The sequence below is a fragment of the Prevotella veroralis DSM 19559 = JCM 6290 genome (assembly GCF_000377625.1).
GTDB classification, from domain to species: Bacteria; Bacteroidota; Bacteroidia; order Bacteroidales; family Bacteroidaceae; genus Prevotella; species Prevotella veroralis.
The window spans coordinates 501,764-528,508 of the sequence record NZ_KB898325.1 but is presented as its reverse complement, the minus strand read 5'-3'; the positions used below and the strand labels follow the sequence as shown (position 1 = coordinate 528,508).

21 protein-coding genes and 1 pseudogene are annotated in these 26,745 nt (G+C 42.4%); 7 read left to right on the top strand and 15 right to left on the bottom strand.

The features are described from left to right. Positions 1–4: 4 nt before the first annotated feature. The 8 genes from D464_RS13885 to D464_RS0102320 form a co-directional block, all read right to left on the bottom strand. Positions 5–430, bottom strand: a complete 426-nt coding sequence (locus tag D464_RS13885) for a hypothetical protein (RefSeq protein WP_238309145.1) — start codon at positions 428–430, stop codon at positions 5–7. Further along, on the bottom strand, positions 352–1,023 hold the full coding sequence (locus D464_RS13880; protein WP_024985939.1) for a DUF3987 domain-containing protein: 672 nt from the start codon (positions 1,021–1,023) through the stop codon (positions 352–354). Before D464_RS13880 ends, D464_RS13885 begins: the two co-directional genes overlap by 79 nt. Further along, positions 1,008–2,360 (bottom strand): hypothetical protein, encoded by a 1,353-nt coding sequence (locus tag D464_RS13875; RefSeq protein ID WP_026284608.1) that lies wholly within the window; start codon positions 2,358–2,360, stop codon positions 1,008–1,010. The genes D464_RS13880 and D464_RS13875 overlap by 16 nt, the downstream gene beginning before the upstream one ends. 173 nt (positions 2,361–2,533) lie before the next feature. Next, on the bottom strand, positions 2,534–2,983 hold the full coding sequence (locus tag D464_RS0102340; RefSeq protein WP_018909973.1) for a hypothetical protein: 450 nt from the start codon (positions 2,981–2,983) through the stop codon (positions 2,534–2,536). A 122-nt stretch (positions 2,984–3,105) separates the two neighbouring features. After that, positions 3,106–3,393: a DUF3127 domain-containing protein gene (locus D464_RS0102335; RefSeq protein ID WP_004383405.1), complete on the bottom strand. Its 288-nt coding sequence runs from the start codon at positions 3,391–3,393 to the stop codon at positions 3,106–3,108. A gap of 155 nt (positions 3,394–3,548) precedes the next feature. Next, positions 3,549–4,067, bottom strand: a complete 519-nt coding sequence (locus D464_RS0102330) for a hypothetical protein (protein WP_018909972.1) — start codon at positions 4,065–4,067, stop codon at positions 3,549–3,551. A 3-nt stretch (positions 4,068–4,070) separates the two neighbouring features. Continuing rightward, positions 4,071–4,499 carry a hypothetical protein gene (locus D464_RS0102325; RefSeq protein WP_018909971.1) on the bottom strand — a complete coding sequence of 143 codons (429 nt, stop codon included), beginning with the start codon at positions 4,497–4,499 and terminating at the stop codon, positions 4,071–4,073. Position 4,500: 1 nt separating this feature from the next. Beyond that, positions 4,501–5,352 (bottom strand): hypothetical protein, encoded by an 852-nt coding sequence (locus D464_RS0102320; RefSeq protein WP_018909970.1) that lies wholly within the window; start codon positions 5,350–5,352, stop codon positions 4,501–4,503. Between the two features lie 1,227 nt (positions 5,353–6,579). Here D464_RS0102320 and D464_RS0102315 point away from each other — a divergent pair. The 5 genes from D464_RS0102315 (at position 6,580) to rplT (ending at position 9,011) form a co-directional block, all read left to right on the top strand. Further along, on the top strand, positions 6,580–7,065 hold the full coding sequence (locus D464_RS0102315; RefSeq protein ID WP_018909969.1) for an HU family DNA-binding protein: 486 nt from the start codon (positions 6,580–6,582) through the stop codon (positions 7,063–7,065). A gap of 189 nt (positions 7,066–7,254) precedes the next feature. After that, complete coding sequence (locus D464_RS13580) at positions 7,255–7,347, top strand: smalltalk protein (RefSeq protein WP_154649573.1); 93 nt, start codon at positions 7,255–7,257, stop codon at positions 7,345–7,347. Between the two features lie 288 nt (positions 7,348–7,635). Next, entirely contained in the window at positions 7,636–8,316 is a 681-nt protein-coding gene (gene infC, locus D464_RS0102310; RefSeq protein WP_018909968.1) for a translation initiation factor IF-3, read from the top strand. 116 nt (positions 8,317–8,432) lie between these two features. Further along, the gene (gene rpmI / locus D464_RS0102305; RefSeq protein WP_004360280.1) at positions 8,433–8,630 is read left to right on the top strand and encodes a 50S ribosomal protein L35; all 198 of its coding nucleotides are present in this window, start codon (positions 8,433–8,435) and stop codon (positions 8,628–8,630) included. 36 nt (positions 8,631–8,666) lie between these two features. Beyond that, the gene (gene rplT / locus D464_RS0102300) at positions 8,667–9,011 is read left to right on the top strand and encodes a 50S ribosomal protein L20 (RefSeq protein ID WP_004383393.1); all 345 of its coding nucleotides are present in this window, start codon (positions 8,667–8,669) and stop codon (positions 9,009–9,011) included. Positions 9,012–9,339: 328 nt separating this feature from the next. Here rplT and D464_RS13870 read toward each other — a convergent pair whose 3' ends face one another. The 4 genes and pseudogenes from D464_RS13870 to D464_RS0102275 form a co-directional block, all read right to left on the bottom strand. Further along, a complete protein-coding gene (locus D464_RS13870) occupies positions 9,340–9,636 on the bottom strand; it encodes a hypothetical protein (protein ID WP_018909967.1) in 297 nt (98 codons plus the stop codon). 338 nt (positions 9,637–9,974) lie between these two features. Further along, entirely contained in the window at positions 9,975–10,253 is a 279-nt protein-coding gene (locus D464_RS0102290) for a hypothetical protein (protein WP_018909965.1), read from the bottom strand. 524 nt (positions 10,254–10,777) lie between these two features. Continuing rightward, positions 10,778–11,260 (bottom strand): annotated as a pseudogene (locus tag D464_RS14125) (STM3941 family protein); the annotation flags it as partial. Positions 11,261–11,362: 102 nt separating this feature from the next. Next, positions 11,363–13,609: a M3 family metallopeptidase gene (locus D464_RS0102275; protein WP_018909963.1), complete on the bottom strand. Its 2,247-nt coding sequence runs from the start codon at positions 13,607–13,609 to the stop codon at positions 11,363–11,365. 286 nt (positions 13,610–13,895) lie between these two features. On the opposite strand from D464_RS0102275, the gene D464_RS0102270 reads away from it, so the two are divergent. After that, on the top strand, positions 13,896–14,282 hold the full coding sequence (locus D464_RS0102270; RefSeq protein WP_238309029.1) for a YARHG domain-containing protein: 387 nt from the start codon (positions 13,896–13,898) through the stop codon (positions 14,280–14,282). Positions 14,283–14,554: 272 nt separating this feature from the next. After that, positions 14,555–20,167: an alpha-2-macroglobulin family protein gene (locus tag D464_RS0102265; protein ID WP_244264083.1), complete on the top strand. Its 5,613-nt coding sequence runs from the start codon at positions 14,555–14,557 to the stop codon at positions 20,165–20,167. A 703-nt stretch (positions 20,168–20,870) separates the two neighbouring features. Here the strand turns inward: D464_RS0102265 and D464_RS0102260 are convergent. The 3 genes from D464_RS0102260 to D464_RS0102250 form a co-directional block, all read right to left on the bottom strand. After that, on the bottom strand, positions 20,871–23,366 hold the full coding sequence (locus tag D464_RS0102260) for a TonB-dependent receptor (protein ID WP_018909960.1): 2,496 nt from the start codon (positions 23,364–23,366) through the stop codon (positions 20,871–20,873). A gap of 91 nt (positions 23,367–23,457) precedes the next feature. Continuing rightward, positions 23,458–24,549 (bottom strand): zinc ribbon domain-containing protein, encoded by a 1,092-nt coding sequence (locus D464_RS0102255; RefSeq protein WP_018909959.1) that lies wholly within the window; start codon positions 24,547–24,549, stop codon positions 23,458–23,460. 41 nt (positions 24,550–24,590) lie between these two features. Then, positions 24,591–26,507 (bottom strand): peptidase U32 family protein, encoded by a 1,917-nt coding sequence (locus D464_RS0102250; RefSeq protein WP_018909958.1) that lies wholly within the window; start codon positions 26,505–26,507, stop codon positions 24,591–24,593. Positions 26,508–26,745 lie beyond the last annotated feature (238 nt).

Sequence of the window (26,745 nt, the reverse complement as noted above, 5' to 3'; positions counted from 1 at the left end):
CGGGTTATACAGTCACAGTCTTCTTCCATTCGCCTTCCTTCACCTTCTCAATCCATCCGTCCGTCTTCCATCGATGAATCATAACGCGCAGCGTTCCGATGTTCGTATTCTCAGGTTTCAGTCGGTTAAGGTCGTCGAGCGTGAATGTCTGTGGCAATTCTTCAAGGATATTCTTGTTTCTGCTTCTTCTCTCGTTTCCCTCCATTGTCTTACCCATTTGTGCAAGCAGTGGATTTCCGAAGATTTGCATTTGTGCTTGTAAGACATATTCAGCCATAGCTGCTGCAAAGTCAAGGCAGGCGTTCGACTCTTTCTCGACGATCAGTCTATAGACAACGCCACAGCGAAAGCCTATGACGGCAGCACGTTTGCGATAGGTGTCTTTGACAATGTCCCAGGTGCGTGATGCCTCAAGACGTTTTTCTTCCACCCAATTAGCAATTCGTTTGCGCAATCGGGGGTGTCAAGGAATCCGTTGGCAGCACACAGCTTTTCTACGGCTTCACGAATGGCAGCAGAATCCCTGTCAATCATTCCTCGGAAGCGGGGCATAGGAGCAAAAGCGTTGTCGGGCATTTCGGAGAAGATGATGCGTGAGGAAAGTCCGTTCTCCACGTTGTCGCCTTGGAAGCATTTTGCCAGCGCACCGTATGTGCCGAGTATGGTCCAATTATAGGCAACGTCAACAACTCCGCTCTCTGCCTGATCAGAGTTATAATCTTGTCCCCACCGTCCGTTATCGAAGGCGAGGCGATAGATGTCATACTTCTGCGACCACGAGCCTGCACCGTTTGTCTTTCGTAGCGTGTCGAGTTCCTCACCAAAGGAGAAGAGCGTGTGACCCTGTGCATATTTCATACGTTTCAGTAGGGTAGAACACGAGATGGTAACTGGCACGTTGCGTATCATCACTCTTGGGTCTTCGGGAGCCTTCTCGTTAGCCTTTCGGTTACGGCGTTTCTCCTTCCATTCGTCTTCCTGCTTTCGTGCCTTTTCGTCGCCCTCGTTCATTTTTCGAGCCATGTGTCGAGGGCTTCCTTACACTCACTTTTGCCCGATACTTGCGGACCGACGATGACCGACATAAGTCCCAGCTGCATTCGCTTTCCGTCGCAGTATTCCACCGTTACGCTGTCGGCGTATGCGGCTGCCAGAGGCATGACAGCACAGAGAACGGGTATCTTCATCCCTTCTGGAACGCCTGCCAAGGTTGCTTTTAGTGCAGGCAGACGTAAGATGGCGTTCTCGATGTCTGCAACATATTGGGGCTTTGCCTTCGGTGTGGGTATGGAGAAGGTCTGGTTGCCCATTAAGCCACTCGTTACGGCTGTTTCAAGATTAGAGACACCTTCACCTGCCTCCTGTTCAGCAAGGGCATTGATACGTTGAACGGTTGCGTTGAAAATCTTTGAGTCGTCGTGATATTTCGCATAGAAATCGTGGATAAGCTGACGGCAATCCTGCTCTTTAGCATATTCAGGCATGCGCTGCTGCACCACTGCCAAGAGTTCTTCCTCGCTCATCAGTCGGCTGGCTGCAATGGAGAGGATAGCCTGCAGAGAGGTGTGGCGTGAGCCTATGCGGTTGATATCTACATCCTTTAAGCCTGCAGCTTCACGACTGAGGTCGAAGATGCGCAACTGCTTTTCGGTGCAGGTCGTAGGCTGCGTGTGCGTGCGTTCCTCTTTCGGTGTGTGTGTAGCTTCTGCCGTTGACATTTGATAGGCAAGCGTACGCCCATCGTCCGTAAGTCCACGCCCTCGGAAAGCAGCTACATACATCTCATGGTCGTCATCATCGAGGGGTTGATACCATTCTTTCGAGCGATAGATTTCGTCGTCAATGGATGTGACATAAATAAAGCGTTCGGGTGTGATGCAGGATTTGTCATACGGCACACCGATAGCCTCGCCATAAGCTTTTTGCGCCTCCTCTATAGTTATACCGAGTGGAAGACGGAAGTCAATATGCAGTTTCTTGCGTGCAGAATATTCCATGTGCAACAGATTACCGCTCCAACGTCCGGGCTTACTATCAAGTTCGCGTGCTGCAGTGATAGCTTTCTCTACGACCGATGCGTCATCTACATCGAAAGTTGTCTGAAAGGTGAACGCTTCAGGCAGTAGATTTGCTTGCCTACGGTGATTATCCTTGAAGGCGGTGTAATGCGGGCATCGCCACGGCAGTTGTGCCTTCAGTTTGTCAGCCTGTTTGTCGCCAGCTGATAGCGCACGAATGTCGTTTATCAGTTCCTTCAGCCACGGCTCTCTAATGAGTCTGTCGTAGTCTTCGATAGTCATCGTTCTGACTACTCCCTTATTGCCGTTGCGTGAAGTGTTGAGTGCAATGTTTTGTGTCATAGTTTTTTGTATAAAAGTTTAATAGGAGCCCCATCAAAACCTCCCCCGAACAGCCTCATCCCCAACCCCTCTCCGAATGGAGAGGGGAGTGAAAACCGAGATACCCCGATATATTAGATAAGTAATGAGAAAAGATATGGTAAAAAAGATATCCTAAGTGTAGGGAAATCTCGCTAATCACTCCCCTCTCCATTCGGAGAGGGGGCGGGGGTGAGGCCGTTTTTACATCCCCCTACAAATGCTGTCACGGCTACAAATATCTCGCTCATCATCGTGACGATGCGGCGTATGCCGAGTTTTCGGGGCAATCGGATATTGACGATAAGGTCATGAGAAGTCTGTTTGACACAAGCGTAAGGAATCTCAAAGAGTTTCTCATAGCGGCTACCCGTACCCTTGCGGTAAGGACGGATAAACGTCTCACCATCTTTGCGCACACAGACCGATGCCTGGAGTTTCTTCTCACTGCCTGCCACGACTGCAGAGTCTTCCCAAGGACAGGGCTTGGACTTGATACGCCCATCTGTATAAAAGAGAGTCTGTGTGTCTATACAGATATTGTCATAAAATACTTCATTAATGTTCTTAATAGAAGCAGTCTCGTTGTTAATCTTTTTCTCCATTTTTTTTCTTCGTTAAGTGAGGAAGAAGCGTCTGAAAAAACGTGGCCACGTTTACTCTCCGGAGACTTTTCTTCAGCTCACTTCACTCAGATGAATAGTTCTTTTCTTATTCCTCCCGATGGCTATACCCTCTCAAACTTAATGATACGGATGTCGTTGAACCAGCGGTCTTGCCACTGACGGACGCCATAATGCAGGCTCACCTTCAGGCGGTCGCCCTCTTGAAGGGTAAACTTCTCAATCATACTGCCGTGTAGCGTGGCTACTAATGCGTCAGGGTAGACAACATTCTCTTCTGCCTCCAGCACCACGTCACGACGTTGCCAAGCTTGTCCATCACGCTGGCTGATTCCTTTTACTACTGGCTGTAAAGCCTTCACCTTGAAAACTACGTTTTCTAAATCTTCCATAAATTCTTTGCTTACCGAGGATAGTGCGCAGCGACATTGCTACGGGGCTTCCTTTCGTTAGCTGATGCAAAGATAGCGCATAAAAAAGCCCCTTGCACGAAAAAACGTACAAGGGGAATAGTATTGGGAAAAAGGGAATTAAAAGGGGAATAAACCTATTGCAGATTTAGCCTTTTCAGTAGGAATTCGGCAACCATACACTGCTGTGCGTAGGCGGGAGTCTTACTCTTATAAGTCTCCCACTTGCTCACCTTAGCACGCAAGTTGGTCAAATCGTTAGGTACTTTCTTGATAGAGTCGTAACTGCAGGCAGGTTCTGCTCCCTTGAAGCCCATTTTGTTGTTGATATCCTTTGCAAAGTCGGTCATTTTGCAGGGATAGTTGCAGTATTCGCTCAGCACTCTGAAGACGGCATACCACTGTTTTTGCGTCTTCATCAGCTTCTCCCCCTCGTCAGTCTTAGCTTCGAGAAGTTCCGTCAGTGCCTGCTTTATCTCCTCATCGTCAGGAGCAAGACGTGGCTCATCGTGGCTGCTGCCATAGTAGTTCTGCGTGCAATCGCCCATAATAAGGTTCTCAATCGTCTGTGTGCTGTCGCCAACGACCAGCTGGTGAATATTCACGTTAGCCCCCTGCAATAGCTGCTGCAAAGCCTCTTTATGCTCGTTGTTCATATATTATTCCGCTCTTGTTGCCATGTTGGCGTTAGTAATATTCTGTGTTCCGTTGCCTATTACAAGCTGGGCGGCTGATATATTGGTTTGTCCTTGTCGTGCTTGAATTTCCTTTAAGTTCCTGTTGATTTCTCTTGCAAGGGAGAGGATTCTCTTTACACAAGGCGTATCTCCTAATACATAAATGCCAAGCTTCTCTATGAAGGACAGTTTTTCTTTTGTGTCAGGAAGATTGCCCAACCCCTTTATAAGGACATCAATGTTAATGTATTTTTGCCCCTGCTCCTCTATTATCCTTTGTATCTTAGCCTCCAACTCTTTGTTTTTATTCTCCAACTCATCAATTTTTTTGATATTGTCGTCATAGAATACTTCTTCGTAGACAGCGTCATCGAAATGGGCTACAAAGGCTTCCTTTTCCTCTTCTGTCATTTCATATTCTATCTGTGGAGTTGTAGATTGCGTCAGTAATATCTTGCCGCAGCTGCGTTATCGTCTCCTCTTGTGTGCTGTTGATTTTCTTTAGGTTCTCAATTTCCTGCAGGTGTTTCTTATTCTCCTTCAGCATTTGAGCGTCCTTTTTCTTTAGTTTTTTTATTTGCTTTTTAAGTAGGGCATTAGATTGCTTGAGTTTCCCCGCTTCTTCTCTCAGCTGTACGATGGTGGCATGTCGTTCCTCGCTGATAGCCTTCTCTGCGATGTTTTCAGCCCATAACCTCCCCGTTTGTCCGTCAAGTTTCTTGTCTGATGGCAGAAAGTTTGGCGATAAAGGAGCAACAGATTTTTTTCGGTCTTCCTCATTGTAGAATATACTAAAGAAAGATGCAGCTTTTTCGCGTTCCTCTTTTTCATTCTGCAAGGCTTCTTTTATTTCTTTCCGATGTGTTATGAAGTCATTGATGAGTTCCTCAAAACATGCATCGTATACGCATATCCCCCGACCACTAACATAATCTTTTTTCCTTGAGATTGCTTCTATCTTGCCTTGCTTTACCAATCGTAAGTATTCTGATTTTATTATCCTTACGATAGCATCAAGCATTGCGTCATCCTCTATCCCGTTGATAATTCGTTCAATCGTATCAAGGTCGAAGCCTCCTGTCAGTTTTTGCCAACTTTCATGTACGTAGCTGGCATCGCCGTGGTTAAGGCGGCTGATGAGAACGTCTACGTCATCCTTCTGGTTGCTATTGTCAACCAGTATTCCTAAATTACCTGAGAAAGCATTCAGAGTTGGCTGTGCTTCTCTTGAGTCCAGAATTTTTTTGAAACTATAAGTTTTCATTAATCAATAATCTTTTATATTGGTATGAAGATTATCCTTTGCTCCGTGTCCTTCTTTTTGATAGAAACGACAGCCCTTTATGAGCTCCTGCCTCTCTATATGCTCCCATGCGGTTAACAAAGTTGCTTAGAGGTAGTGATTAAAGTTTCGTCTTCTATTTATGTCTCGTTTTTATGATAAGACCTTACAAAGGTATAAAATTTTTTGCGTATTTCCAAGAGTTTTGCTTGTCTTTTTTTATATTTCTTTTGCATCCTTGATGGGCATAGTTGTAGAGTAAATTCTAACTGCTGATGATTGAGAGGATTCTATATGATGAGATTAAGATAATCACTATTTTCAGTTTCATCCTTGATTACAAAATTACAAATTACAAATCACATTAAGGTCGTGGGGGAATGTTGGGGAAGGGGAGGAGAGAATAGTGAGTAATAAATTGATAGTATAATAATAAAAATAATTATAAATTATTATCTATAAATTTTTATTATAATATAATTATATTATATATTATAATAAACTATCAGAACTCATCCTCTCTCCGCACCCTGCGTGGACCTTAATGTAATTTGTAATTTGTAATTTTGTAATTCGTGTCAAAAATGGGTTCCAGTACTTCGGTGCAGAAATCTTAAACACAGAGTGCACAGACGTTTACTGCCAGGAGATTACACAGAGTTACCTAAAGGTACAAGAGAACACACAGAACCATCTTTGCTGACAGCTCGTCCACTCTACCACTCGAAGTAATCATAATTTTGAACTTTTAATTCCTGTTATATAAGCTGGTTAGCTTTTTGTAACACATTGTATATTAGTTGGTTATAATGCGTTTTGCATATTTTAACAGTACATTTATTTGCTTTTCCTCTTTTTGTTGCTTACCTTTGCAAACAGAAAAAGAAAAGCCCATCTCCCTCTACAGCCACCCGACCTACAACCTCACCCCCAACCCCTCTCCAAAAGGAGAGGGGAGTGAATAAAAAGATAAGCCCCAAGAAGTTTAGATGTTAGTGCTCTTATGCTTAGAGATTAGTGTTCTTAGAGTTAAAGATTAGCGTTAGTAAGGTCAAACATAATTCTAAGTCTAAAATTCAAACCTCAAAGTTCAAAGTTAATAGTTCAAATCATAAAGTTTAAAGCTCAAAAGATAAAGCGTTCGTGTAATTAGAGAAATTCGTAGTTGTTAATAGTTCAATTCAAAACTTTAAACCAAAACTCAATATTATGATTCATTACAAAGTTTATCAAGACAAGCGCAAGACCAGTAAGCATAAGGGATATTGGTATGCGCGTGCGGTGGTCACTCAGACCTACGATTTGGAGAAGTTGGCGGAGTATATGTCTGCCCATAACACGCCTTATTCTAAGGGTGCTATTGCTGGTGTGCTGACCGATATGGTGGCTTGCATCCGTGAGTTGGTACTGGAGGGTGTGGCAGTGAAAATCCCCGACTTGGCTATCTTCTCGGCAGGCATCCGCAGTCAGGGTGCAGAGAAGTTGGCGGACTTCAATCCTGCGAAGCATATTTACAAACCTCACTTGCGTGCAAGGGCGTCTGGTTCGTTGACGACGGCTCGTTTGAAGCAATCTGTTCACCTGCGTGAGTACGATAAGTACGATAAGTCTATCAAGGAGAGTAAGAAGGGGGAGAAGGAGAAAACGCAGCCAGAGGGTGGTGGTCATTCCGAGGAACCTGTGGTTGGAGGGTAGAAAAAGCCTCACAACCAGCACAGCCCCAACCAGCCTCACCCCCAACCCCTCTCCGAGTGGAGAGGGGAGTGATTAGCGGGATACCCCTAAAGTTCAAAATTCAAAGTTCATAATTCAAAGTTCATAATTCAAAGTTCATAATTCAAAGTTAAAAGTTAAAAAATTAATAAATTCAAAAAATCAAAAAGTATGAAAAACGAAAAGTGGAAAACAATCCTTAATGTGATTATCTCTGTGCTCACTGCCATTGCTACAACGCTGGGTATGTCGAGCTGTATGTAGAAGAGAAGCCTCACCAGCCTCACCCCCAGCCCCTCTCCGAGTGGAGTAAGCGCCGAGATACCCCTGCTTTTTTGCTTGTTCTGTGTGTTTATTACTGCGAAGCATTATCTGACATATAGGGATAACACGCTGTTCACTCCCCTCTCCACTGGGAGAGGGGTTGGGGGTGAGGCTGGTTCTTGTTTGTTCTTCTATTTTTCAAAATATAAGTAAAAACGCTTGGATAATCGGTTGGAAAATAGTAACTTTGCACGCGTTTAGCGAATTTAAACACTTTAAAATAGTTGAATGAAGAATGACAAAATGAAAATGAAGTACCGCGTGAATGAGCAGATTCGCGTTCGGGAAGTACGTGTGGTAAGTGATAATGGAGCTGAGGTTATGCCTACGCGAAAAGCGTTGGAACTGGCTCAGAGAGAGGGAGTTGACCTTGTGGAGATTTCTCCTAACGCACAGCCACCGGTTTGTCGTATCATCGACTATTCTAAGTTCCTCTACCAGCAGAAGAAGCATCAGAAGGAGATGAAGCAGAAGCAGGTGAAGCAGGAGGTGAAGGAGATTCGTTTTGGTCCTCAGACGGATGAGCATGACTATAAGTTTAAGCTCAAGCATGCGCAGGAGTTCCTCAATGCAGGTAATAAGGTACGCGCATACGTGTTCTTCCGTGGTCGTTCGATTTTGTTTAAGGAGCAGGGCGAGGTGTTGTTGCTTCGTTTCGCTAACGATCTTGAGGAGCTTGCAAAGGTAGAGCAGCTTCCGAAGCTGGAGGGCAAGAAGATGTTCCTCTATCTTGCACCTAAGAAGGCAGGTGTTGCCAAGAAGAGTCAGCAGAAGCGCGACCGTGAGGAGGCAGAGGCTGGTGCGAAGGCAAGTGCTGAAGCTGTCAGCGAGGAGCCAAAGACGGATGGCGGCTTGTTTGCCAACGCTAAGAATGGTGCTGATGCATTGAAGAAATTGAATATTGACTAACGCCCGTTGGGCTGTCTCCTCGGTAAGAGGGGGGCGAAATGGGCACCCTGTGCGTAACGTCCTGGTATATACGTTGCCACAGATGAATATAAATAACAATTTTAAAATTTAAAAAAATGCCAAAACAGAAGACAAATTCCGGCGCGAAGAAGAGATTCACGTTCACCGGTACTGGTAAGATTAAACGTCATCACGCTTACCACAGTCACATTCTGACTAAGAAGACAAAGAAACAGAAGAGAAATCTTGTTCACCAGACGCTCGTGGATGGTACAAACTTGAAGCAGGTACGCGACTTGCTCAATCTCCGTTAATTCATTAGTCAAACAAATTAAAAGGAAAGAAAAACTATGCCAAGATCAGTCAATCATGTTGCTTCAAAAGCAAAGAGAACAAGAATTCTGAAGCAGACTAAGGGTTACTATGGTGCCCGTAAAAATGTTTGGACGGTAGCAAAGAATACCTATGAGAAGGGTTTGACTTATGCTTATCGTGACCGTCGTAACAAGAAGCGTAACTTCCGCGCATTGTGGATTCAGCGTATCAATGCTGCTGCTCGTCTTTATGATATGAGCTACAGCCAGTTGATGGGTGCATTGCACAAGGCTGGTATCGAGATCAACCGTAAGGTGCTCGCTGACCTCGCTGTTAACAATCAGGAAGCTTTCAAGGCTATTGTTGACAAGGTAAAGTAAGACCCACCTCCAGCTCCTCCCGAAGGGAGGAGGGCTAGATACTGAAGTGGGAGAGTTATTGCTTACTCCTATTTATTTGTCTGGCTTTTTCAAGGAGGGAAAGAATAGAGTCCGCCTCTAAGTCTTTGCTAAGGCAGGGACTGGGTAGGGAGGTTGGTGACTTCTAACGATTATGAGGATTCTTCTGCGGAGGAATCCTCTTTTTGGATACCCACCTCCAGCTCCTCCCGAAGGGAGGAGGGCTAGATAGATACATTTTGTGTAGTTCTTTGATGTGTCTTAGGGTTTGGGTTGGAATAATGGTAAGTTACATATATGAAATAAAAGCTTAGTAAATTAGACCTATTCGCCAAAGAGCTTTTATTGCTAAAATGGTTATAAGAAGGCAAAAGATGCCCGCAATTATATAGGGTACTTTGCGTTGTTCCCAATAGTAGGTATTATTATTAACGAGTGTAATGGGTCTTGATTTCATTTTTATTGTGAGATTTTGATAGCTTAGGTTATCTTCCTTGTCACCATTTTGTAGGTTGAAAATGAAGTAGTTTCCATCAGCCTCTTTTCCTATGACAGAGTCTCCAACCACTTGTATATGTGTAATCTCATCAATGAGATTTTCTTTCAACGGATCGTTTCTACTATTGATGTTAGCATACTCGGGTGTATCAACGGAGGTAAGTTCATAACCATTCTTTAGTGGGATAGATCAGCTATCACCGATACCAATGTCAGAACCAAGAATGATAGCAATGATAATCATACACACAAAACTACTTACAGCGTATATCCCAATAAATACTCCTGGTGTGAGGAATGATAGAACCATCTTCCTCTTCCTTTGTCTTTTGCAAAGGAAGTAAGAGAAAGGTAACGTTATCAGTCCTAATATGAGGGATAGGATTATAAGAACGATTGCCCAGCAAATAAGAACAAAAAACATTCCCATAGATTTCATTGATTATTTTAAAGGGAGGAGATATATCTTCCCTTGATATACTTAAAAATGAGGTGTATTGCTGTTGACAGCATGTATATGAGGTTAAGCACAAGAAGATAAAACCACCATGTGAGACCTGCCCCATATTCTGAACGAAAGAAGAAGAGATAATAGAGTGGGAGAGAGTAACCTAATAATACAATAGCTGATAAGATACCTGCTCTTTTCTGGCGATTGAATATCTGATAGATCGTGAGGAGTACACAGATAATAGAGCTGATATAAAGTAAGAGATTGTCGCTCATATTCTTTTGAGTTAGATGTAGTGAATGATGAGGATTAATATGATAAGGAAGCATAAGCCAATGATACCATCAAGGACACGATTGGAGAAGTACTCGGGATTACGAGGGTAAATGTCAATATCTATTAGCTTTAATTCGCCAGTTTCAATCATACCTTGTATTATCTCTTTCTTACTTCTACCTTCTTTGAGTAACATTTCGAGTGTTTGTTGTTGTTCCTCATTCAGGTCTATATCGTATGCTTGATTACGTTGAATTTGTCTCTGTTTCCATTTCTCAAATTGTTCTTTGTATGATTTTTTGGAGCAATCAAACACTGGCGATTCTGTTATCAGAGAATGATAACTATATTTGTCTCTGATAATAAAGCGATGATAGATGAAGCGAAGTGCAGCACCTATATGAACCAATGTTAAGCCTATAAAACTTCTTATAATGTCATGCATAGCTGATACCCACCTCCAGCTCCTCCCAAAGGGAGGAGGGCTTGAAATAGTGTTATTTGTTATATTATTTATGTTTTTTAACTTCTGTTTGCATAATGCAAGTGCTTCTTCAGCTTGTCCATCCAGCATATAGGCAGGGAAGGAGTAGAGGGCGTTGATAGTCTTGAGGTTATACTCCATAGTCTTACGTTTTATCCATGAAGATTCGTTTGCGATAACCTTTTCAGAGTCTTTCATCTGGATGGTTATCAACCTGTTACCTTTAAAACGTATTAGGGAGAAGTCGGCAATCTCGTTCCATAATATTTCCTCAGCTCCGCAGATAGAGATACCTCTATCGGTAAATTCTATTTCTTTCTTATGGTTTATGAGAAGTTTTACCTTTTTATAAGCCATAAACAAACCGCCGCCACCAAAGAAGATGATGGAGAGGATGCCAGCAACTCTTATTGTCCATAGTGGATAAGTTGTGGTGGGGTTTTCTATGGTAAGAAGCCATACGCCCAAGATGGTAAACGCGATACAACCTAAGTAGGCAAGGATTTTCTTTGTCTGATTCATATTCTATTTGTTTAATATTCTTCATGCTCAATCCCACGCATTTGCGACGCTTATCGAGTTCGATGACACAGAATTACTGATGGAGGTGGTTGAGGGAGACTTTTACATCCCCCTTGCCTTCAATAAAGCCTTTGTGTTAGGTGCTTTCAGACCTGTGAAATCGGAGAAGATTGTCATTAGATCTCGAGTGTTTCCACGTGAGAGAATCTTCTGTCGGAAGTCATCACCCACCTTGCGTGTCAATGCTCCATGTTCAGCAAAATAGTCAGCAATATTTACTGCTAAGACCTCACTCCATAGATAGCTATAATAACCAGCCGCATAGCCTCCACCCCAGATATGGTTGAAGTAAGAAGTGGAATAGCGTGGTGGGATTTGATTGTTCAGTAGACCAATTTCTGACAATACCTTCTTTTCAAATTCTGGTGCTTCTTGAGCCGTTGGAACATCAGAAGGTGAGAGGCAATGCCACGCCATGTCTAAGCAAGTAGCTGCAAGATTTTCACCCAATGAATAAGCTGAAAGGAAATTGAGCGAACCGAGCATCTTCTCACGCAAAGCATCAGGCATTGGTTCGTTGGTTTTGTAATGGCGTGCATAGTGATTGAATACTTCTGGAATGCTGGCGAACGACTCATTGAATTGTGATGGCATTTCAACGAAATCACGTGACACGGCCGTGCCACTCAATGTATTATATTTACAATTAGAAAGCATACCATGCAAAGCGTGTCCAAATTCGTGGAACATTGTTTGAGTCTCATCCCACGTTAAAAGCGTTGGTTGACCCTCAGGTGCTTTGGCAAAGTTACATACATTATATATTAATGGTATTTGATTTCTATCTGAACTTTGTTTGAGGAAAGCACTCATCCATGCACCACCTCGTTTTGTTGGACGACGGAAGTAATCGCAATAGAATAAAGCTAATTGCTTGCCATCAGCATCAAGCACGTCAAACACTTTCATATCCTTGTTATAAGTAGGGATATCCTTGCGTTCACGGAAGCTAAGACCATAGACACGATGAGCGGCATAGAAGATACCATTCACAAGGACTGAATCAAGGTTGAAGTAAGGCTTCACGTCATCATCTGAAAAGCTATACTGGTCCTTCTTCATCTTTGCCGAATAATAGAAGCGATCATAAGGTTGGAGAGAAATTGACGAGTTGATAGGTTTAATAGTTGACGAGTTACTTGCATTAACTTGTCCACTTGTTGACTTGTTTACTTGCTCACTTGTCAACTTGTCTACTTGTTCACCTGTCAACTTGTTCACTTGTCTATTCATATACTCTTCAATCGCCTTTGTTTGCGCCTCTGACTTTGGTTGATAAGCCTCAATCATCTGACGAAGAAAAGCATATACATTGTCTGTATTTTTCGCCATCGTATTCTCCAACGAATAAGACGCATAATTCTTATAACCCATCAGTTGAGCCTTCTCTGCACGCAAGCGAGCAATCTTTACAATGATAGGGAATGTGTTGTAAGCCCCTGTGCCATCCGTGCGATGGATAGACGCATTATAAACACGCTCACGCAGATTACGATTATCAAGACTAGCAAGGATTGGTTGTTGGGTGGTATTTGTAATTACAATACAATAAGGCGCTTTTCCTCCACGACTCTCTGCATCCTTCTTGCATTGGGCTATATCAGCCTCGCTCAATCCTGATAGTTCTTTGATATCGTTGACCCATACAGTGGCTTCGTTTCCAGCTTTGGGTAACATATCACCAAACTCTTGTTGGAGTGTGGCTAACTCCTTATTAATCTCCTGCATACGAGCCATCTTCTCTTTTGGAAGTAAAGCCCCCGCATGAGTAAAACTTTTATAAACCACTTCCAGTAGTTTCTTATCTTCTCCCGTGAGCTTTGTGTACTCATGGTCGTAAACATATTTCACACGTTGAAAGAACTTCTGATTAAATTTAATCTCATTCTCAAAGTCGGTCATCAGTGGAACGATGGTTCCTTGCGCCTTCTCAATTTCTGGTGTCTTATCAGCTGATACCAACGCATAGAAAATATTTGATATACGCTCTAGGTTCTTTCCACTTCGTTCATAAGCCAATATGGTGTTAGTGAAGGTTGGCTTTTGCTTATTATCTGTAATTTTTTTTATCTCTTCCCTCTGTTCATCAATCGCCATGCGAATGGCTGGAAGATAATCATTCCCCTTGATTTTACTGAAATCAGGGGCATTGAAAGGTAATGTACTCTGTTTCATAAGTGAATTACTAACAATCTGTGCACTATGCCCCTTCGACGTTTGTGCTTGCCCTGTAAGAGTCGTACAAACAAGCCCTGCGGCAATCATTACATTCTTTAAGTTCTGTTTCATTTTACATAGGTGTTAGGTGTTTATATCCGCAAAGATACGATTAATAATGTAAGTAAGCAAGTATTCGAGTTGACAAGTTGATAAGTTGATAAGTTGACAAGTTGACGGGTTTACGAGTTATTACTATGATTTGCCCACTGATGCGTTTACTTGTCCACCCGTTCACTTGTTAACTCATTTACTTGTTAACCCATTCACTTGTCCACTCGTTTACTTATTCACCCGTTTACTTGTTATTTTCAAATAAAATATTTATATTTGTGCAGTCATCAAAATAAACGTAATTATGAACGCAAAATTATTTAGAAAAGTATTCTTCATGGTATCCTTCTGTTTGTTATCATTAAGCGCAATGGCTCAGATACCATCTATTCCGAGACGCACAACAACCTATCGTAATTATCAACCAGGTGTTGTGTGGGGAACGCAATACGATTATTTGTCTTTGCGTTATGTTACTTATAATGACATTGCGTATCTTGATTGTGGTCAGATAAGAGTATTGAAGAACTCTATTTATGCGCGTCATGGTCGTCGATTCCAAGACGCTCGTCTTCGTAGATATTTCCTTTCTCAATCATGGTATCGCCCAACGAAGAATGAGGTTAGTCCACGAGAATTGAATAAGTTTGAGAAGGCTAACATCGCATATCTATTGAAATACGAGCAATAGACCATTGAGCTTTTTGACCTTTTAATCATTGAACTTGGAACATTGCTTTTAAAGCATTATATCAATTACCTTTGCATTTGTATCATTGACCTTTAAAGTTCAATGCTTCAAGTTTTGTGTTTCAAAATCTGTTATAAAATATGTTCTTTTGTCATTCTGTCTAAAATTATAATCTGTCAATAAACAATATGTTCTTTTGTCATTCTGTCTAAAAACGTCATTCTTTCTTCGTATTCCAACATTGAAATTTTATTTACTCAAATAACCATAAGATGAGAAAGATTATAAGTTTATTGATTCCCCTTTTGATGTTCTTTTCTCTCGGTCTAAGAGCACAGAAGATTGAACAAATGTGGGATAATGCGCAAAGTATTGCACAAAGTAAACCACAGGATGCAATACGAGCGTATGACGATCTAATGCTAAAAGCTGAACAAGAAAAACGATATGACATCCTTCTGAATGCTGGCGTTGAACGCCGTATGGTGACGATGAATTGGGCTCCAGATAGTCTCTTGCCTTATGCTGAACGATTGAAAAAACGTGAAGCATTTGTGCGTAAGAATGAGCCCGTACTCTCCTCCATTTATAGTACATTACTTTGTGCATTGGGGCAAAGTGATAGTCCTGATGGGCAAGCGTATGCTCAACTTGCTTTGGCTCACCCTGAACTCTTGGCGCACACACGTGTGAAAACAAAGGGGAACACGATTGACAAGTATTTTCATTATGATCTCTTGCATATAATAGGCTATACTTTGGGTGATTTCTCCACGCTCAATTCTTATTATTCGCGTGTGGGTAATCGACCAGCCACCTTTTTTACAGCCCTAGAGAGATTAAAACAAAATGCACCAACGGATAAAGCCAGTCTTTTAAAGTCAAATTATCTTCATCAGTTAGATTCTCTTGCACAGGCTTTTCATGACATTAAGGAGGGGGCTGAGGCGTCAATCCTTTTTTGTCAGCTCCAGCGAGAATACGCGCTTGTGAATGATAGTGTTTTACTGGCTAATGCCGAGCGAGCCATTTGTCAGTGGACTTCTTATCCTCGTGTCAATATTCTTCGACAAATGGTGTCTGATATGACACGTTCCTCTCTATCTCTTTCCCAAGAACGCTCACTTTGGTCAACTGATGAAGAGATTAGTCTTACGTTGGCGTATAAGAATGTAAACAATGTAAAAGTAATTGTACGAAAAATTAAAGAGAAAAATCTTAATTGGGAAGACAATGATATAGACGATATGGTGGAGCACGAAACGATACATAGTAGGAAATGCTTTTCACAGACATATAATTTAACAAATACCAATCGTTTACGCCAGTATCGAGATGAAATTAAATTACCAAAATTCAAGGCTGGTATGTATCTTCTTGAATTGAAGACTTATCCTAAGACGATAGGTGAGCGAACAATGTTTTTCGTTAGTGACATTCGATTAATGAGCCTTCCACAAGCTGGTGATACACTTCGTTTGGCAATCGTGCGAGCAAAAGACAGTCAACCCATTCGCAATGCTTCTATCCAGTTGGATAAGGGTAAACCGATAGCTGTGAATGATCAGGGCGAATTACGTCTCTATGATTATGAAGATTCCACCTCCTTATATGTTATTACGCCAGAGGGCGCTCATCTTCCTCCCATTGATGTGAACCAGTTGAGTGATTATAATCTTGACAAAGCAGATACCACACGCATGAATATTTTTCTTGACAGAGGAGTCTATCGTCCTGGTCAGATTGTCCACGTGGGGGTTATTCGTCATCAAATAAATCATACAAAAACAAAGGCTTGGAGTAATGCACTTACAAAACTATACTTGCGTAATCCACAAGGAGAAATTCTCGATTCTGTCAGTATTTTTACGGATGATTATGGCACGGCACACACCTCCTTTACCTTACCTAATAAAACGCTCAATGGCGCTTATACGATAGGAGTAGGGTGGAATGTGGCTTACTTCCGTGTGGAAGAATACAAACGCCCCACATTCACCATTGAGATTTCCAAACCAACAATGCGCTATGCTTTAGGCGATAGTATCACGCTAGAAGGTAAGGCTCAAAATCTGATGGGCGAACCTGTAAGACGTGCGAGGGTGGTCATAAATAGAACCTATCTGTCTGATACAAAGCCAGATACACTCTTTACTGATAACAGAGGGCAATTCTTGATTCCAATGAAACTCGATAGTTCGGTAAGGACAGGTGTGTCACGTAATTTCTTCTCAATCAATGGTACGCTTACTGATGGTACTGGTGAACAACAGACGTTTAATTATACTGTCTATGCCGATGACAAACGGGCTCATCTAACGATTCAATCAGATGGCGATTATCGAGTAGAACTTCATCACTTGCCCCAACTCTGTTTCTTGCTTACAAACAGGTGTGGAGTATTACAGAAAGGTCGAGTTAAGTATTGGTTGAAAGGCTATGAAAGTGAGGTTCAATCTTGTGAGACCAGTGAGAAAACTTCAGACAAACCAGAAAACCATTCTGTCGGTGTTATCACCCTACCTTTGCCTACAAATGTAAAGAAAGGTTGGAATGAGCTCATAGCGACTTGTGAGGGTGATACGGCTCGTTATTCGTTCATTCTCTTCGATGAAAATGATAAGCATCCGTGTGAAGAGATGAATGGGTGGTTCTATGCCACAGGCTCTGATTTTGGAGAAGGTGATAACTCCTCTGTAAAAGTTTATTTCGGCACGAGCAAGAGAAATATCCACGTGCTTTATTCCATTTTTACCTCTGAAAAAACATTAGAAAATGGAACGTTAGAATTGAGCGATACCATCGTCAATCGCACATTTACTTATCGTCCAGAATATGGGGATGGTATTACCATTTGTTATGCTTACTATGTAGATGGGCAATTCCTTAGTTTTTATCAAACGATTAATCGTCGGCTCGATGATAAAAATTTGAATCTCTCATGGACCACTTTCCGTGATAGACTCGTGCCAGGAGATAAAGAAACATGGAGGTTGAAGGTTTCTACCCCCGATGGTCATCCTGTGCGTGCCCAGTTAATGGCGACACTCTATGACAGGGCTTTAGATGGGATTGCCGAGAATCAATGGAAGTTTTCATTGGGCGATCGACTGACCGAGGTTCGTGCCGAATGGTTAGGGATGGACAAGCTATTACACCATTACATGAGCATTTATTCTCACTCACCCTCAATCACTTACGATTATCCTTCCTTAGATATGGGGCTAGCTGGAGGCGCAAAACTTATCGTTGAAGGTAAGGTTGTTGGTGAAGATGGAGAACCCATCATAGGGGCGAATGTCATGTCATGCGAGAGAAGTGGATTAGGAACAGTGACCGACATTGACGGGCATTACCGATTGAAGGTGCACTATGGCGAGACGCTCCAGTTCTCATACATTGGCATGCAGAGTGTTGTGCGTAAGGTCTATGGTTCACGATTGGATATGACCATGAAAGAAAACAGTGATCAACTCCAGGAGGTAGTCGTTACAGGTTATGGCTCTGTGAAGAAAGAATCTTTGACAGGAAGTGTGATCGTTGTAAAGAATGTTTCTTCCCTTTATGGCTCACGTGCCCCTACTTCTCCTATGTATATCCCAGAAGAAAAGACAAGTTCCTCTTTGACACTTTCCCCTGAAGAATTACAACATTTGACCAACCTTCCGATAAGAAAGAATTTTACGGAACTAGCCTTCTTCTATCCTAATCTGCTGAGTGATACAGAGGGGAATGTTACGCTCAATTTCACCTTACCAGAGAGCGTAACCTCTTGGCAATTCATGGGTTTGGCGCATACCCAAGACATGAAATTTGGATTGATTCGCTCATCGATATTGGCTCGTAAACACCTGATGGTTCAAACGAACCTCCCTCGATTCATTCGATTAGGAGATAAGGCGAGTATGAGTGCGAAAATATTTAACGTGACGGATAAAAATATAGATGGAAAGGCCACACTTATCCTCCTCGATGCAGAGAATGAGAAAATCATCCATACAGAGACACAAGCCTTCCAACTGAAGAGTGATAGTACGCAGGTGGTAAAATTTTCTTATACCCCAGCAATGAATAATACGCCCTCCTTGCTCGTATGCAAAGTCATAGTGACAGATGGAAAAGTGAGTGATGGCGAACAGCATTATCTCCCTGTGTTAGATAATAAAGAACTCATTACACAAGCAATTCCTTTTACACTTGTCGGTAATGAAAAACTGACATTCCATCCCCATCAGCTTTTCCCGACAAATGGTGAGCATAGGGGTATCTATCCTTGCCTGCGGGTGGAATATACGAAACACCCCGAGACAATGATTATTGATGCCTTACACGCTTATACTCATCCTGTGGATGGATGTGCGATCTGTCAGGCTATGGCGTATTATACCACAAGGCTGGGGCATGAATTGGCAAAGGCTCATCCAAGTTTGTTTGAGGTGAGAGATAGTATGGAAAGAAAACATCTTACATCAAATCTTGAAAAAAATGAAGAATTAAAATCCCTGTCTTTACAAGAAACACCATGGACTTTGACGGCAAAAAAAGAAACCGAACAGAAGTTGGCTTTAGTTGATTTCCTAAACGAAGCAAAGATGTCGGAATATGAGAAAGACTTGACAGAACGATTGCGTGAACTCCAACAAGCAGATGGCTCATGGGCTTGGTTTAAGGGAATGTCGGGCAATCGGTGGGTCACTGAGACCGTCATGGAACTCCTTATTCGCCTTAACGCTATGATTGGGCACCAGCGAGCTATTGATGAGATGATGGAGAAAGGTTTTCATTATTTAGCACAGGGAAAGACCGACTTAGAGGAACTTTACCTACGCGCATTAGATGGGCGAGGCGCAAAGGAGACGCTCACAAAACATGGTAAAGAACTTATACGAAGTTTAAAGAAAAACGCCTCCACGTATGATATCTATTCGTTGGCACAATCAGCCATCCTTCTTTATCACTATGGTGAACAAAAAGAAGCCCGCCAGCTCGTAGAGACGTTGAAGCAATACACGGTTTATGACCAACTCAAAGGGCGTTATTATGATAGTCAGCGTGCTGGGTATTCATGGCTTGATTACAAGATTCCATCCCACGTGTCGGCTCTTGAAGCCCTACAAATGATAACGCCAGAAGATCGTCTTACGATTGCCCAAATGAAACAATGGCTCTTGCAGGAGAAGCGAACACAATACTGGTTGACGACCATAAATAGTGCGAATGCAATCTACGCTTTCTTGAATGGAAAATATCTTACAGATGCTCATACATTTAGAGATACAGAAACTCATATTTTCAGTGCTGATAAATTGAAAGGAATAAGAGATGTGTCTTTGTCAGGTGAGGGACGATTGTGGTTGAATGATAAATATAATGAAACAAAATTAACGTCTGATTCTCAATCTTTTTCACCTACTCATATCAGCTTTGGAGCCCTTTATTTTCAATCCATTCAATCCGTCAAGGATCTAAAAGCCCAGAAGGGCGAATTGCAGGTCAAGCGAGAAATCATCCCCTTACAAGCTGGGGCTTTACAGGTGGGGAGTCATGTGAAAGTGCGCATAACGCTTACTAGTACGCGTGATCTCGATTTTGTACAAATTATTGATAAGCGTGCCGCTTGTATGGAACCTGTTGATAAGACGAGTGGGTATCGTTATGGTAGAGATTGTTCTTATTATTTGGATGTCAAAGATAATCGCACTAACTTGTTTATCGGAATGTTACCAAAGGGCGTGCATGTGATAGAACAGGAGTATTATCTTGATCGTTCAGGAACTTATACCACGGGCACTGTCACGGCTCAATGTGCATACGCCCCAGAGTTTATCAGTACGGAGAAAGGGACATCGTTCAGCGTTCGCTTAAATGGGAGTAAAGTGCGATAATATTAGAAAGGAGCTGGTTGGGTAATTGCCATTATATTCTATCTTGTTTCTGAGATAATCGGTTACTTAGTATCAGAGAAACGCATTCACCAATTGGAAGTGCGTTCGAAAAGTAGGACAGACGCCTCCGTCTGTCCTACCTTTTATGTTCAACTTTCTATATAGAAGAATGGAGTTTCGTATTACATCCGAATTGTGAGGCGGACAGACGAGGGCGTCTGTCCCTACATTGAGGCATTGTATCTGATGGGATAGATGATAGGAGGAAATAAAGGGTGTCTTTTGTAGTCGTATGATATAAGCGAATAACACCTATGTGTCAACACTCCCTAACACGCATGTATTTCCGTGACCTATACGTTCTATTCTAGTTTTACCCTAATGGAACTCTAGTATCATCCTAATGATACTCCAGTATCACCCCAATGATATTCCAGTATCACCCTAATGATATTCCAGTATCACCCTGATGATACTGCTTGATACGATAAGAGGCAGAGGAGATATATTCCCCTCCAAGGCATCCCCTTCCCTTTATCAAATCATGGCTTCTCATATTGGGATAAGTGCTTTCACTAAGAACGTACCTCTGTTTTAACCGAAACGGAGGTACGTTTTTGCTAAAACGTACCTCCGTATTTATTGATATTCACGAGCTGTTTAGTATCGGACAAGCCTTCGCTCCATCAACTTGCCCCCTTCCTTAGAACCGATAACTAAGGTCAACACCTAACTGGAATGGCGTTCCGCGCTGAGCAAAGGTGAGTTTATTACCCGTAGCAGCACTTTGTACAGCAAACGTGTTATACTTCGTATCCGTTAGATTGCGTACCCATAAATTGATATGTAATTGCCCGAAGTCGGCATCAGCATGTGCGCCCAAGACGGCATAGAAGTTCTGACTAATAGTATTCTGCTCATCCCAGTAGGTCTTACCTTGTGCAGAAAGGTTCAAACCAAGAGTCACACTACGCAAATGGAAGTTGTTAGAAGGATCTAGCAAGGCGGCTGGGTCAACGTCAATACGATAGTCAGCACTTGCGCCCAATGTATGTTGTGGGACGAAAGGCACTTTCTTATCTTTGTAATTCACCTTATTGGTACCAGCGATAGAATCGGAATACTCGTCGAACTGGGCACTTGTAAAGCCATAACTAAGGGCATAAGACAAACGATTATCAAGTGCTCCACCTCGAAGTGTCGCCTCTAAGCCGCACGAATGACTACGACCTGCGTTTGTCATTACACGTCCGAAACCATAATTACCAGCCATTACAGAGAGTTGTTGATTACGGATTTGCATATAATAAGCAGCTAGGTCAAGATGAATTTGATGACCCAAGAGGTTGAGGTGAGCACCTATCTCATAGTTCCAGCTAGTCTCAGGCTTATATTCTATCGTCTTAGCGATTCGCTTATAATAAGCCTCATCATGTTGAATATCCACATTGGCACGTGCCTTTTGTGCGGCTTGTGATGTCTCAGCCTGTAATATATCAGAGAACATTTGGAAATTATATCCGCCAGCACGATAGCCCTTAGACCATGTGGCATATAGGTTACTCCCGTCATCGAAACGATAAGTAAGACCAACCTTTGGTAGTAATTGTTTGAAGTGATTGCCTTCATGGTGCTTCAACGTTGATGTGATTACAGGATTAATATTCACGCCTAACACGTGCTCTTGCAATACGACACGAGCTGAAGTCGCATAGTCTATCGCCACATGCGAATAGTCATAGCGCAAGCCGAGTGTCGCTCTTAGGCGATTGGTGAGGTCGATATTACTCTCATGATAGACACCAAAGTTAAATGTTGGTGTACGGAAAAGTCCTGGGACAGGTTCCATTGTCATATTAATGGAAACACCTCCTGCACGTGCAATATTCGCAGCTACGAGTGTGCGAGCCGCTTTTAGAGCCGCTTCCTCAGACATACCACGTGCCACGAAGCTCGGAACCATACCACGCGCCATAGCATTCAACATCCCGTTATAAGCATAGTCCGTTATCTTCTTTGACAGGGCTGTATTCATATCCTTATCGAAGTAGATAGGCGCCATTGTCTTCAGCCACTGATATGACCCAAAGACACCGAAAGTCCATTGCCATCTGCCTGATCTGTTACTCTTAACTGATAGTTCCTCCGTGAGTGTGTTACCATGCTGACGCTGGGTAAGATGGAGGAAATCTTGTGGGAGATAATCAATATCCATTAGCATATTGTCATGGAGGAATTGCCAGGAAGTCATGCTATTCACGTCAAATCCATTGCCAGCATACTTGATTCCCATTCCTGTATTCAATATGTTACGTCGATAATAACTCTGTCTGTTCTGATTGGGCATTTGTGTGCCAGCTTTCAGAGCATATAAGGGCGAGGTAAGGGGTGCAGATGCAATTTCCTCCTTAGTCACGAGTTGTCCGTAAGGGAACCCATTCTGGTGCGTGTATTGATAGTCGGCTATCCAATCAAACATCCATCTGTCTGATGCTTTCCACATGAAGTGCCCCTTGCCTCCGAACTCATTGATAAGGTCGGCACGACTTCCGTCAAATTGGTTTCGGAAAAGCCCATTCTGTCCACCATAGAAAGCTGATAAAGAGAAGGCACGCTTGTCATCGAGCTTCTGATAATGGCTCAGTTCCACCTTGCGCAATAGCCTTGTGCCAAGCGAGAGCTTAACATCTGTGCCCTGATACTGGAATGGGTTACGACTGTACATACGAATGAGTCCGCCTTCGGTATTCATTCCGTAAAGCGTTCCTTGAGAACCATGCAATACGTCGACACGATCAATATCATAAGTGTGGAAGTTAAAAGCACTCTTATTCAATATTGGCATTCCATCAACATAAATACCCACAGCTGGCGAGTTCACCCGTGAGCCGATACCACGCATATAAATAGAGGAAGTGTAACGACTTCCATATTCTGGCATAATGAATGACGGAACAAAGGTAGATAGATGGCGGGTGTCCTGCACATTTAATTGCTGGAGTTGGCTTCCATCGAAAGACGTACTACTCAAAGGCTGTTGGCGGAGTCGATAAATCTCTTTGGGCTGATTGATTACCAATACCTCATCAATATCATAAACCCGAGAGGTATCACCTATTGCTATGATATTATCAGCATGGACTCCTACTGACAAGCCTGTTGCCATCAACAAAGCTAAGCTAAACTGGCATTTAAACATATCTTTTCGTTTTCTTATGTTTAAGTATTATTTCACTCTGCAAAGGTAGATAGAATATACATACCACGCAATCCTAATTTATTAGGATAACCTATTCATTCATCGCACCACAATGCGGACAACGCCCCTTACGGTGTAAGCGCGTCCCGCAATTCCCACAATAATAAGTCTCACTACTCTTTCGTAAATACGTCCAAAAGGCATAATAGATATAAACGACAAATAGGAAATAGCCTATATAATATAAGGTGAGAACGGAGAAGATGATATAATTAACGGCACATACGGCGGCTAATCCACTAAGATAGAGTATGGTATCGCTCGACTTCAATAAACGGCGCACATCATCTATAGTAGCTATGGCGATGATCAACATTGCCCATACTAAACATAAGAAGATATTGAGCAATAGGGGTTGAGAGAAGGGATTGAGAGAAGGATGGAAATAGAACTCCTTCCACGTTTCTGGCGTGAAAAGTTGTATGCTTGCATAGAATGCCGCTGATAATGCCACTACTACTGCTAACAATGTTGGATAGAATGAATTGATGTCATTGAAGTGAACAATATGCGCATTACGCTTTAATATCTTACGTGCCAAATAGCCCACGCCTATGATAGAAATAATAATCATAAAGATGAGTAAGTGGATGTTGGAGAAGGTGGAGATGAACTGGGAAATAGGATCATCAGGTATCACCTGCTTCAACAAACGTCCTTCGTGAATCCAACCAAAGGCATAATCTTCAGTCGCTATCTGTACCCATACAGAATCATTTTTATCATCAGGAAGAATACGAATATCTACCACGACAATACCCTTTCCCTCATGCACGGAAAACGAATCAGTCTTCAAACGATGGCTCACGGCTTCTTCTGGTTGTTGGCGTATAAGCATAAGTGAATCAGAGCTAACCACAAAGTTAAAGCCTTGTGAATAGTGGTGCTTTACACGGAAAGAAAGCGAGTCAGCCCCACTTATAGAGCCTTGCCAATCATCCTGCGTACTATCTTTCTGCTTTGAAAGAGAGTCGCCTCCTGCTTCTAGCTTACGCGTAATCTGTGCCTCTTGAATACTATCTGGTAATCGGAAGGAAGAGGGTGTCTTCTTATGATAACAGCCTGTTATCATGAGTGTCACACTAAACAGAAAGACGATCAATATCGGATAATATCTTTGCATATTGTGAGAATGTTTGGGGTTAAAGGTTAGATGAAACACACTTACTCTACGTCAGGATGAATATTCATTTGGCAATCCTTGCAATCAAACTCTAAACGGAATCTACGCTTATCGGGTAATTCTAAATATAGAGGTTCACGCCATGTGGGTTTCTTTCCTCCACGTTTCACACAATAGCCTAATGAATAACGAATACAATGACGGCATTGCATGAGTAAGGCATCCTCCACTTGTCCACGTTTCACTTGTACGCCTTGTGGGTGTTGATTCTCGAAAGCCTCATCGGGTTTCATTATTCCTTGTTGTTCGTAAAACTTACGGGCGACATCGTTAGAGATATTATAAAGATAAGGGAATGCCTGATATTGACTAGGGTTAGCCTCTCTCACAAACTTATAGGATTGCGCCTTATCGCTATCCAATCTTGTAGTCCTGTGAATGGTGATACGCTTTCTTTCCTGTATCTTCTTGTCTAATTCTGTTATCAATGCACGACGTAAATCAGCAAGTACACTACTAGGAATAAAGCATTGCTCCACCCCATCTTCAAGTCTAACATCCGAGCATTCATAAGCCGTATTTCCGAGTTTTGTCAACTGACGGACGATATTATCATGTTGAGGTTTCTGGGCTTGTTGATGATCGAAACTAATAAGTGTTTCGGCACTTAATGTATCTTCCATCACATCACCAGATACGAGCTTCCCCCTTAATATAAAGCCATTATCCGTAAGCCCGAAAGTCATTACAATAGGGATTTTACGGATAGCCGTAGTACCACTCAATTCCTTATCAAAGGCTTGATCTTGATTACGATACAATGCCATACCAGGCTTTAAGCCATGTGGCATCTTATAGGGATAAAGGCGATTACCCACGGCTCGATTCACACGAAAACCACCCCCCAAGAAACACAACCCATCACCATTAGCGAAACTTGACGTACCAGCCACATTGAAACTATCACGTCTTATCTCTTTCACCGTACCTACAAACTCGCCTAAGGCTTTTGGCGTATCAGGGGAGAAAATATCAGCCTGTCTACCATTTAAGAAATAGCTCGTATATCCACGATTAAAAGTTTTCTTTAGGTTAGGCGTAAACGAATAAGCCACACGCCCTAAAGAGGCACGATGGAACTCACTAGGATATTGACGGATGATCTCATCAAGGCGTTGGCTATAAGCCGAGACCACATTCTTTACGTAATTAATATCTTTCAGTCTTCCCTCTATCTTAAAAGCACAAGCCCCAGAACGCATTAGTGCCTCAAGATTATCTATCTGACTCATATCCTTTAGTGAGAGAAGATGACGCTGGTGTTCTATGGTTTTCCCGTCTGAATCCTTCAAGTCAAACGCTAAACGACAGAACTGAGAACATGCTCCACGATTGGCTGAACGCCCAAAACAATATTGTGAGGCATAACAGATTCCACTATAACTCACGCACAATGCGCCATGCACAAAGGCCTCTAACTCCAGATTAGGCAAACGTTTATGTATCTCACTGATTTCTTCAACTGATAATTCTCGAGCCAAAACGACACGATCGAACCCCTGCTCGCTCAACCATTGGGCTTTCTCCCATGTACGCGTGTCACATTGTGTACTGGCGTGGAGAGCCACTGTATCTGGCACGATTTCCCTCACCTTACTCATCAACCCCATATCCTGTAAAAGAAAGGCATCAACGCCAACATTCACCAACTCACGTACTAAGGCAAGTGTCTCTTCAAACTCTTCATTATAGATAATCGTATTGATGGTCACGTGAACCGTGACACCATAACGATGAGCATATTCGCATAACTTGCCAATATCCTCAACACTATTACCAGCCGATTGGCGTGCCCCAAATCGGGAAGCGCCAATATATATGGCATCTGCTCCATGGTCAATAGCGGCTATTCCACATTCGAGGTTCTTGGCTGGGGCAAGGAGTTCAATCGTTCTCATTTATCAATCTCTTCTATACTAATCAGATACAAAGATAGTGATTAAATACTGATAGAACAAATACTTCAGACAAATAAGGGAAACACGAGAGATTAAATAATATAAAACCACGAATAAAATAGGAAGCAAACGTCCTTATTTATTCATATATCACAAAAGCCTTCATTAAGTAAAAAAGTCCCCTCTGATTGGAGGGGACTAAATCTATTACGTTTAATGTGAGCAACATTACGTAAAC

What these genes read in the sequence shown, in the direction of transcription:
- D464_RS0102270 (WP_238309029.1), top strand. Translation starts at nt 13,896, where the DNA reads ATGAACGCAAAATTATTTAGAAAAGTATTCTTCATGGTATCCTTCTGT.
- D464_RS0102340 (WP_018909973.1), bottom strand. Translation starts at nt 2,983, where the DNA reads ATGGAGAAAAAGATTAACAACGAGACTGCTTCTATTAAGAACATTAAT.
- D464_RS0102325 (WP_018909971.1), bottom strand. Translation starts at nt 4,499, where the DNA reads ATGACAGAAGAGGAAAAGGAAGCCTTTGTAGCCCATTTCGATGACGCT.
- D464_RS0102255 (WP_018909959.1), bottom strand. Translation starts at nt 24,549, where the DNA reads ATGCAAAGATATTATCCGATATTGATCGTCTTTCTGTTTAGTGTGACA.
- D464_RS0102260 (WP_018909960.1), bottom strand. Translation starts at nt 23,366, where the DNA reads ATGTTTAAATGCCAGTTTAGCTTAGCTTTGTTGATGGCAACAGGCTTG.
- rplT (WP_004383393.1), top strand. Translation starts at nt 8,667, where the DNA reads ATGCCAAGATCAGTCAATCATGTTGCTTCAAAAGCAAAGAGAACAAGA.
- D464_RS0102265 (WP_244264083.1), top strand. Translation starts at nt 14,555, where the DNA reads ATGAGAAAGATTATAAGTTTATTGATTCCCCTTTTGATGTTCTTTTCT.
- infC (WP_018909968.1), top strand. Translation starts at nt 7,636, where the DNA reads ATGAAGAATGACAAAATGAAAATGAAGTACCGCGTGAATGAGCAGATT.
- D464_RS0102275 (WP_018909963.1), bottom strand. Translation starts at nt 13,609, where the DNA reads ATGAAACAGAACTTAAAGAATGTAATGATTGCCGCAGGGCTTGTTTGT.
- D464_RS0102290 (WP_018909965.1), bottom strand. Translation starts at nt 10,253, where the DNA reads ATGAGCGACAATCTCTTACTTTATATCAGCTCTATTATCTGTGTACTC.
- rpmI (WP_004360280.1), top strand. Translation starts at nt 8,433, where the DNA reads ATGCCAAAACAGAAGACAAATTCCGGCGCGAAGAAGAGATTCACGTTC.
- D464_RS0102315 (WP_018909969.1), top strand. Translation starts at nt 6,580, where the DNA reads ATGATTCATTACAAAGTTTATCAAGACAAGCGCAAGACCAGTAAGCAT.
- D464_RS13580 (WP_154649573.1), top strand. Translation starts at nt 7,255, where the DNA reads ATGAAAAACGAAAAGTGGAAAACAATCCTTAATGTGATTATCTCTGTG.
- D464_RS13880 (WP_024985939.1), bottom strand. Translation starts at nt 1,023, where the DNA reads ATGGCTCGAAAAATGAACGAGGGCGACGAAAAGGCACGAAAGCAGGAA.
- D464_RS13875 (WP_026284608.1), bottom strand. Translation starts at nt 2,360, where the DNA reads ATGACACAAAACATTGCACTCAACACTTCACGCAACGGCAATAAGGGA.
- D464_RS0102320 (WP_018909970.1), bottom strand. Translation starts at nt 5,352, where the DNA reads ATGAAAACTTATAGTTTCAAAAAAATTCTGGACTCAAGAGAAGCACAG.
- D464_RS0102335 (WP_004383405.1), bottom strand. Translation starts at nt 3,393, where the DNA reads ATGGAAGATTTAGAAAACGTAGTTTTCAAGGTGAAGGCTTTACAGCCA.
- D464_RS0102250 (WP_018909958.1), bottom strand. Translation starts at nt 26,507, where the DNA reads ATGAGAACGATTGAACTCCTTGCCCCAGCCAAGAACCTCGAATGTGGA.
- D464_RS0102330 (WP_018909972.1), bottom strand. Translation starts at nt 4,067, where the DNA reads ATGAACAACGAGCATAAAGAGGCTTTGCAGCAGCTATTGCAGGGGGCT.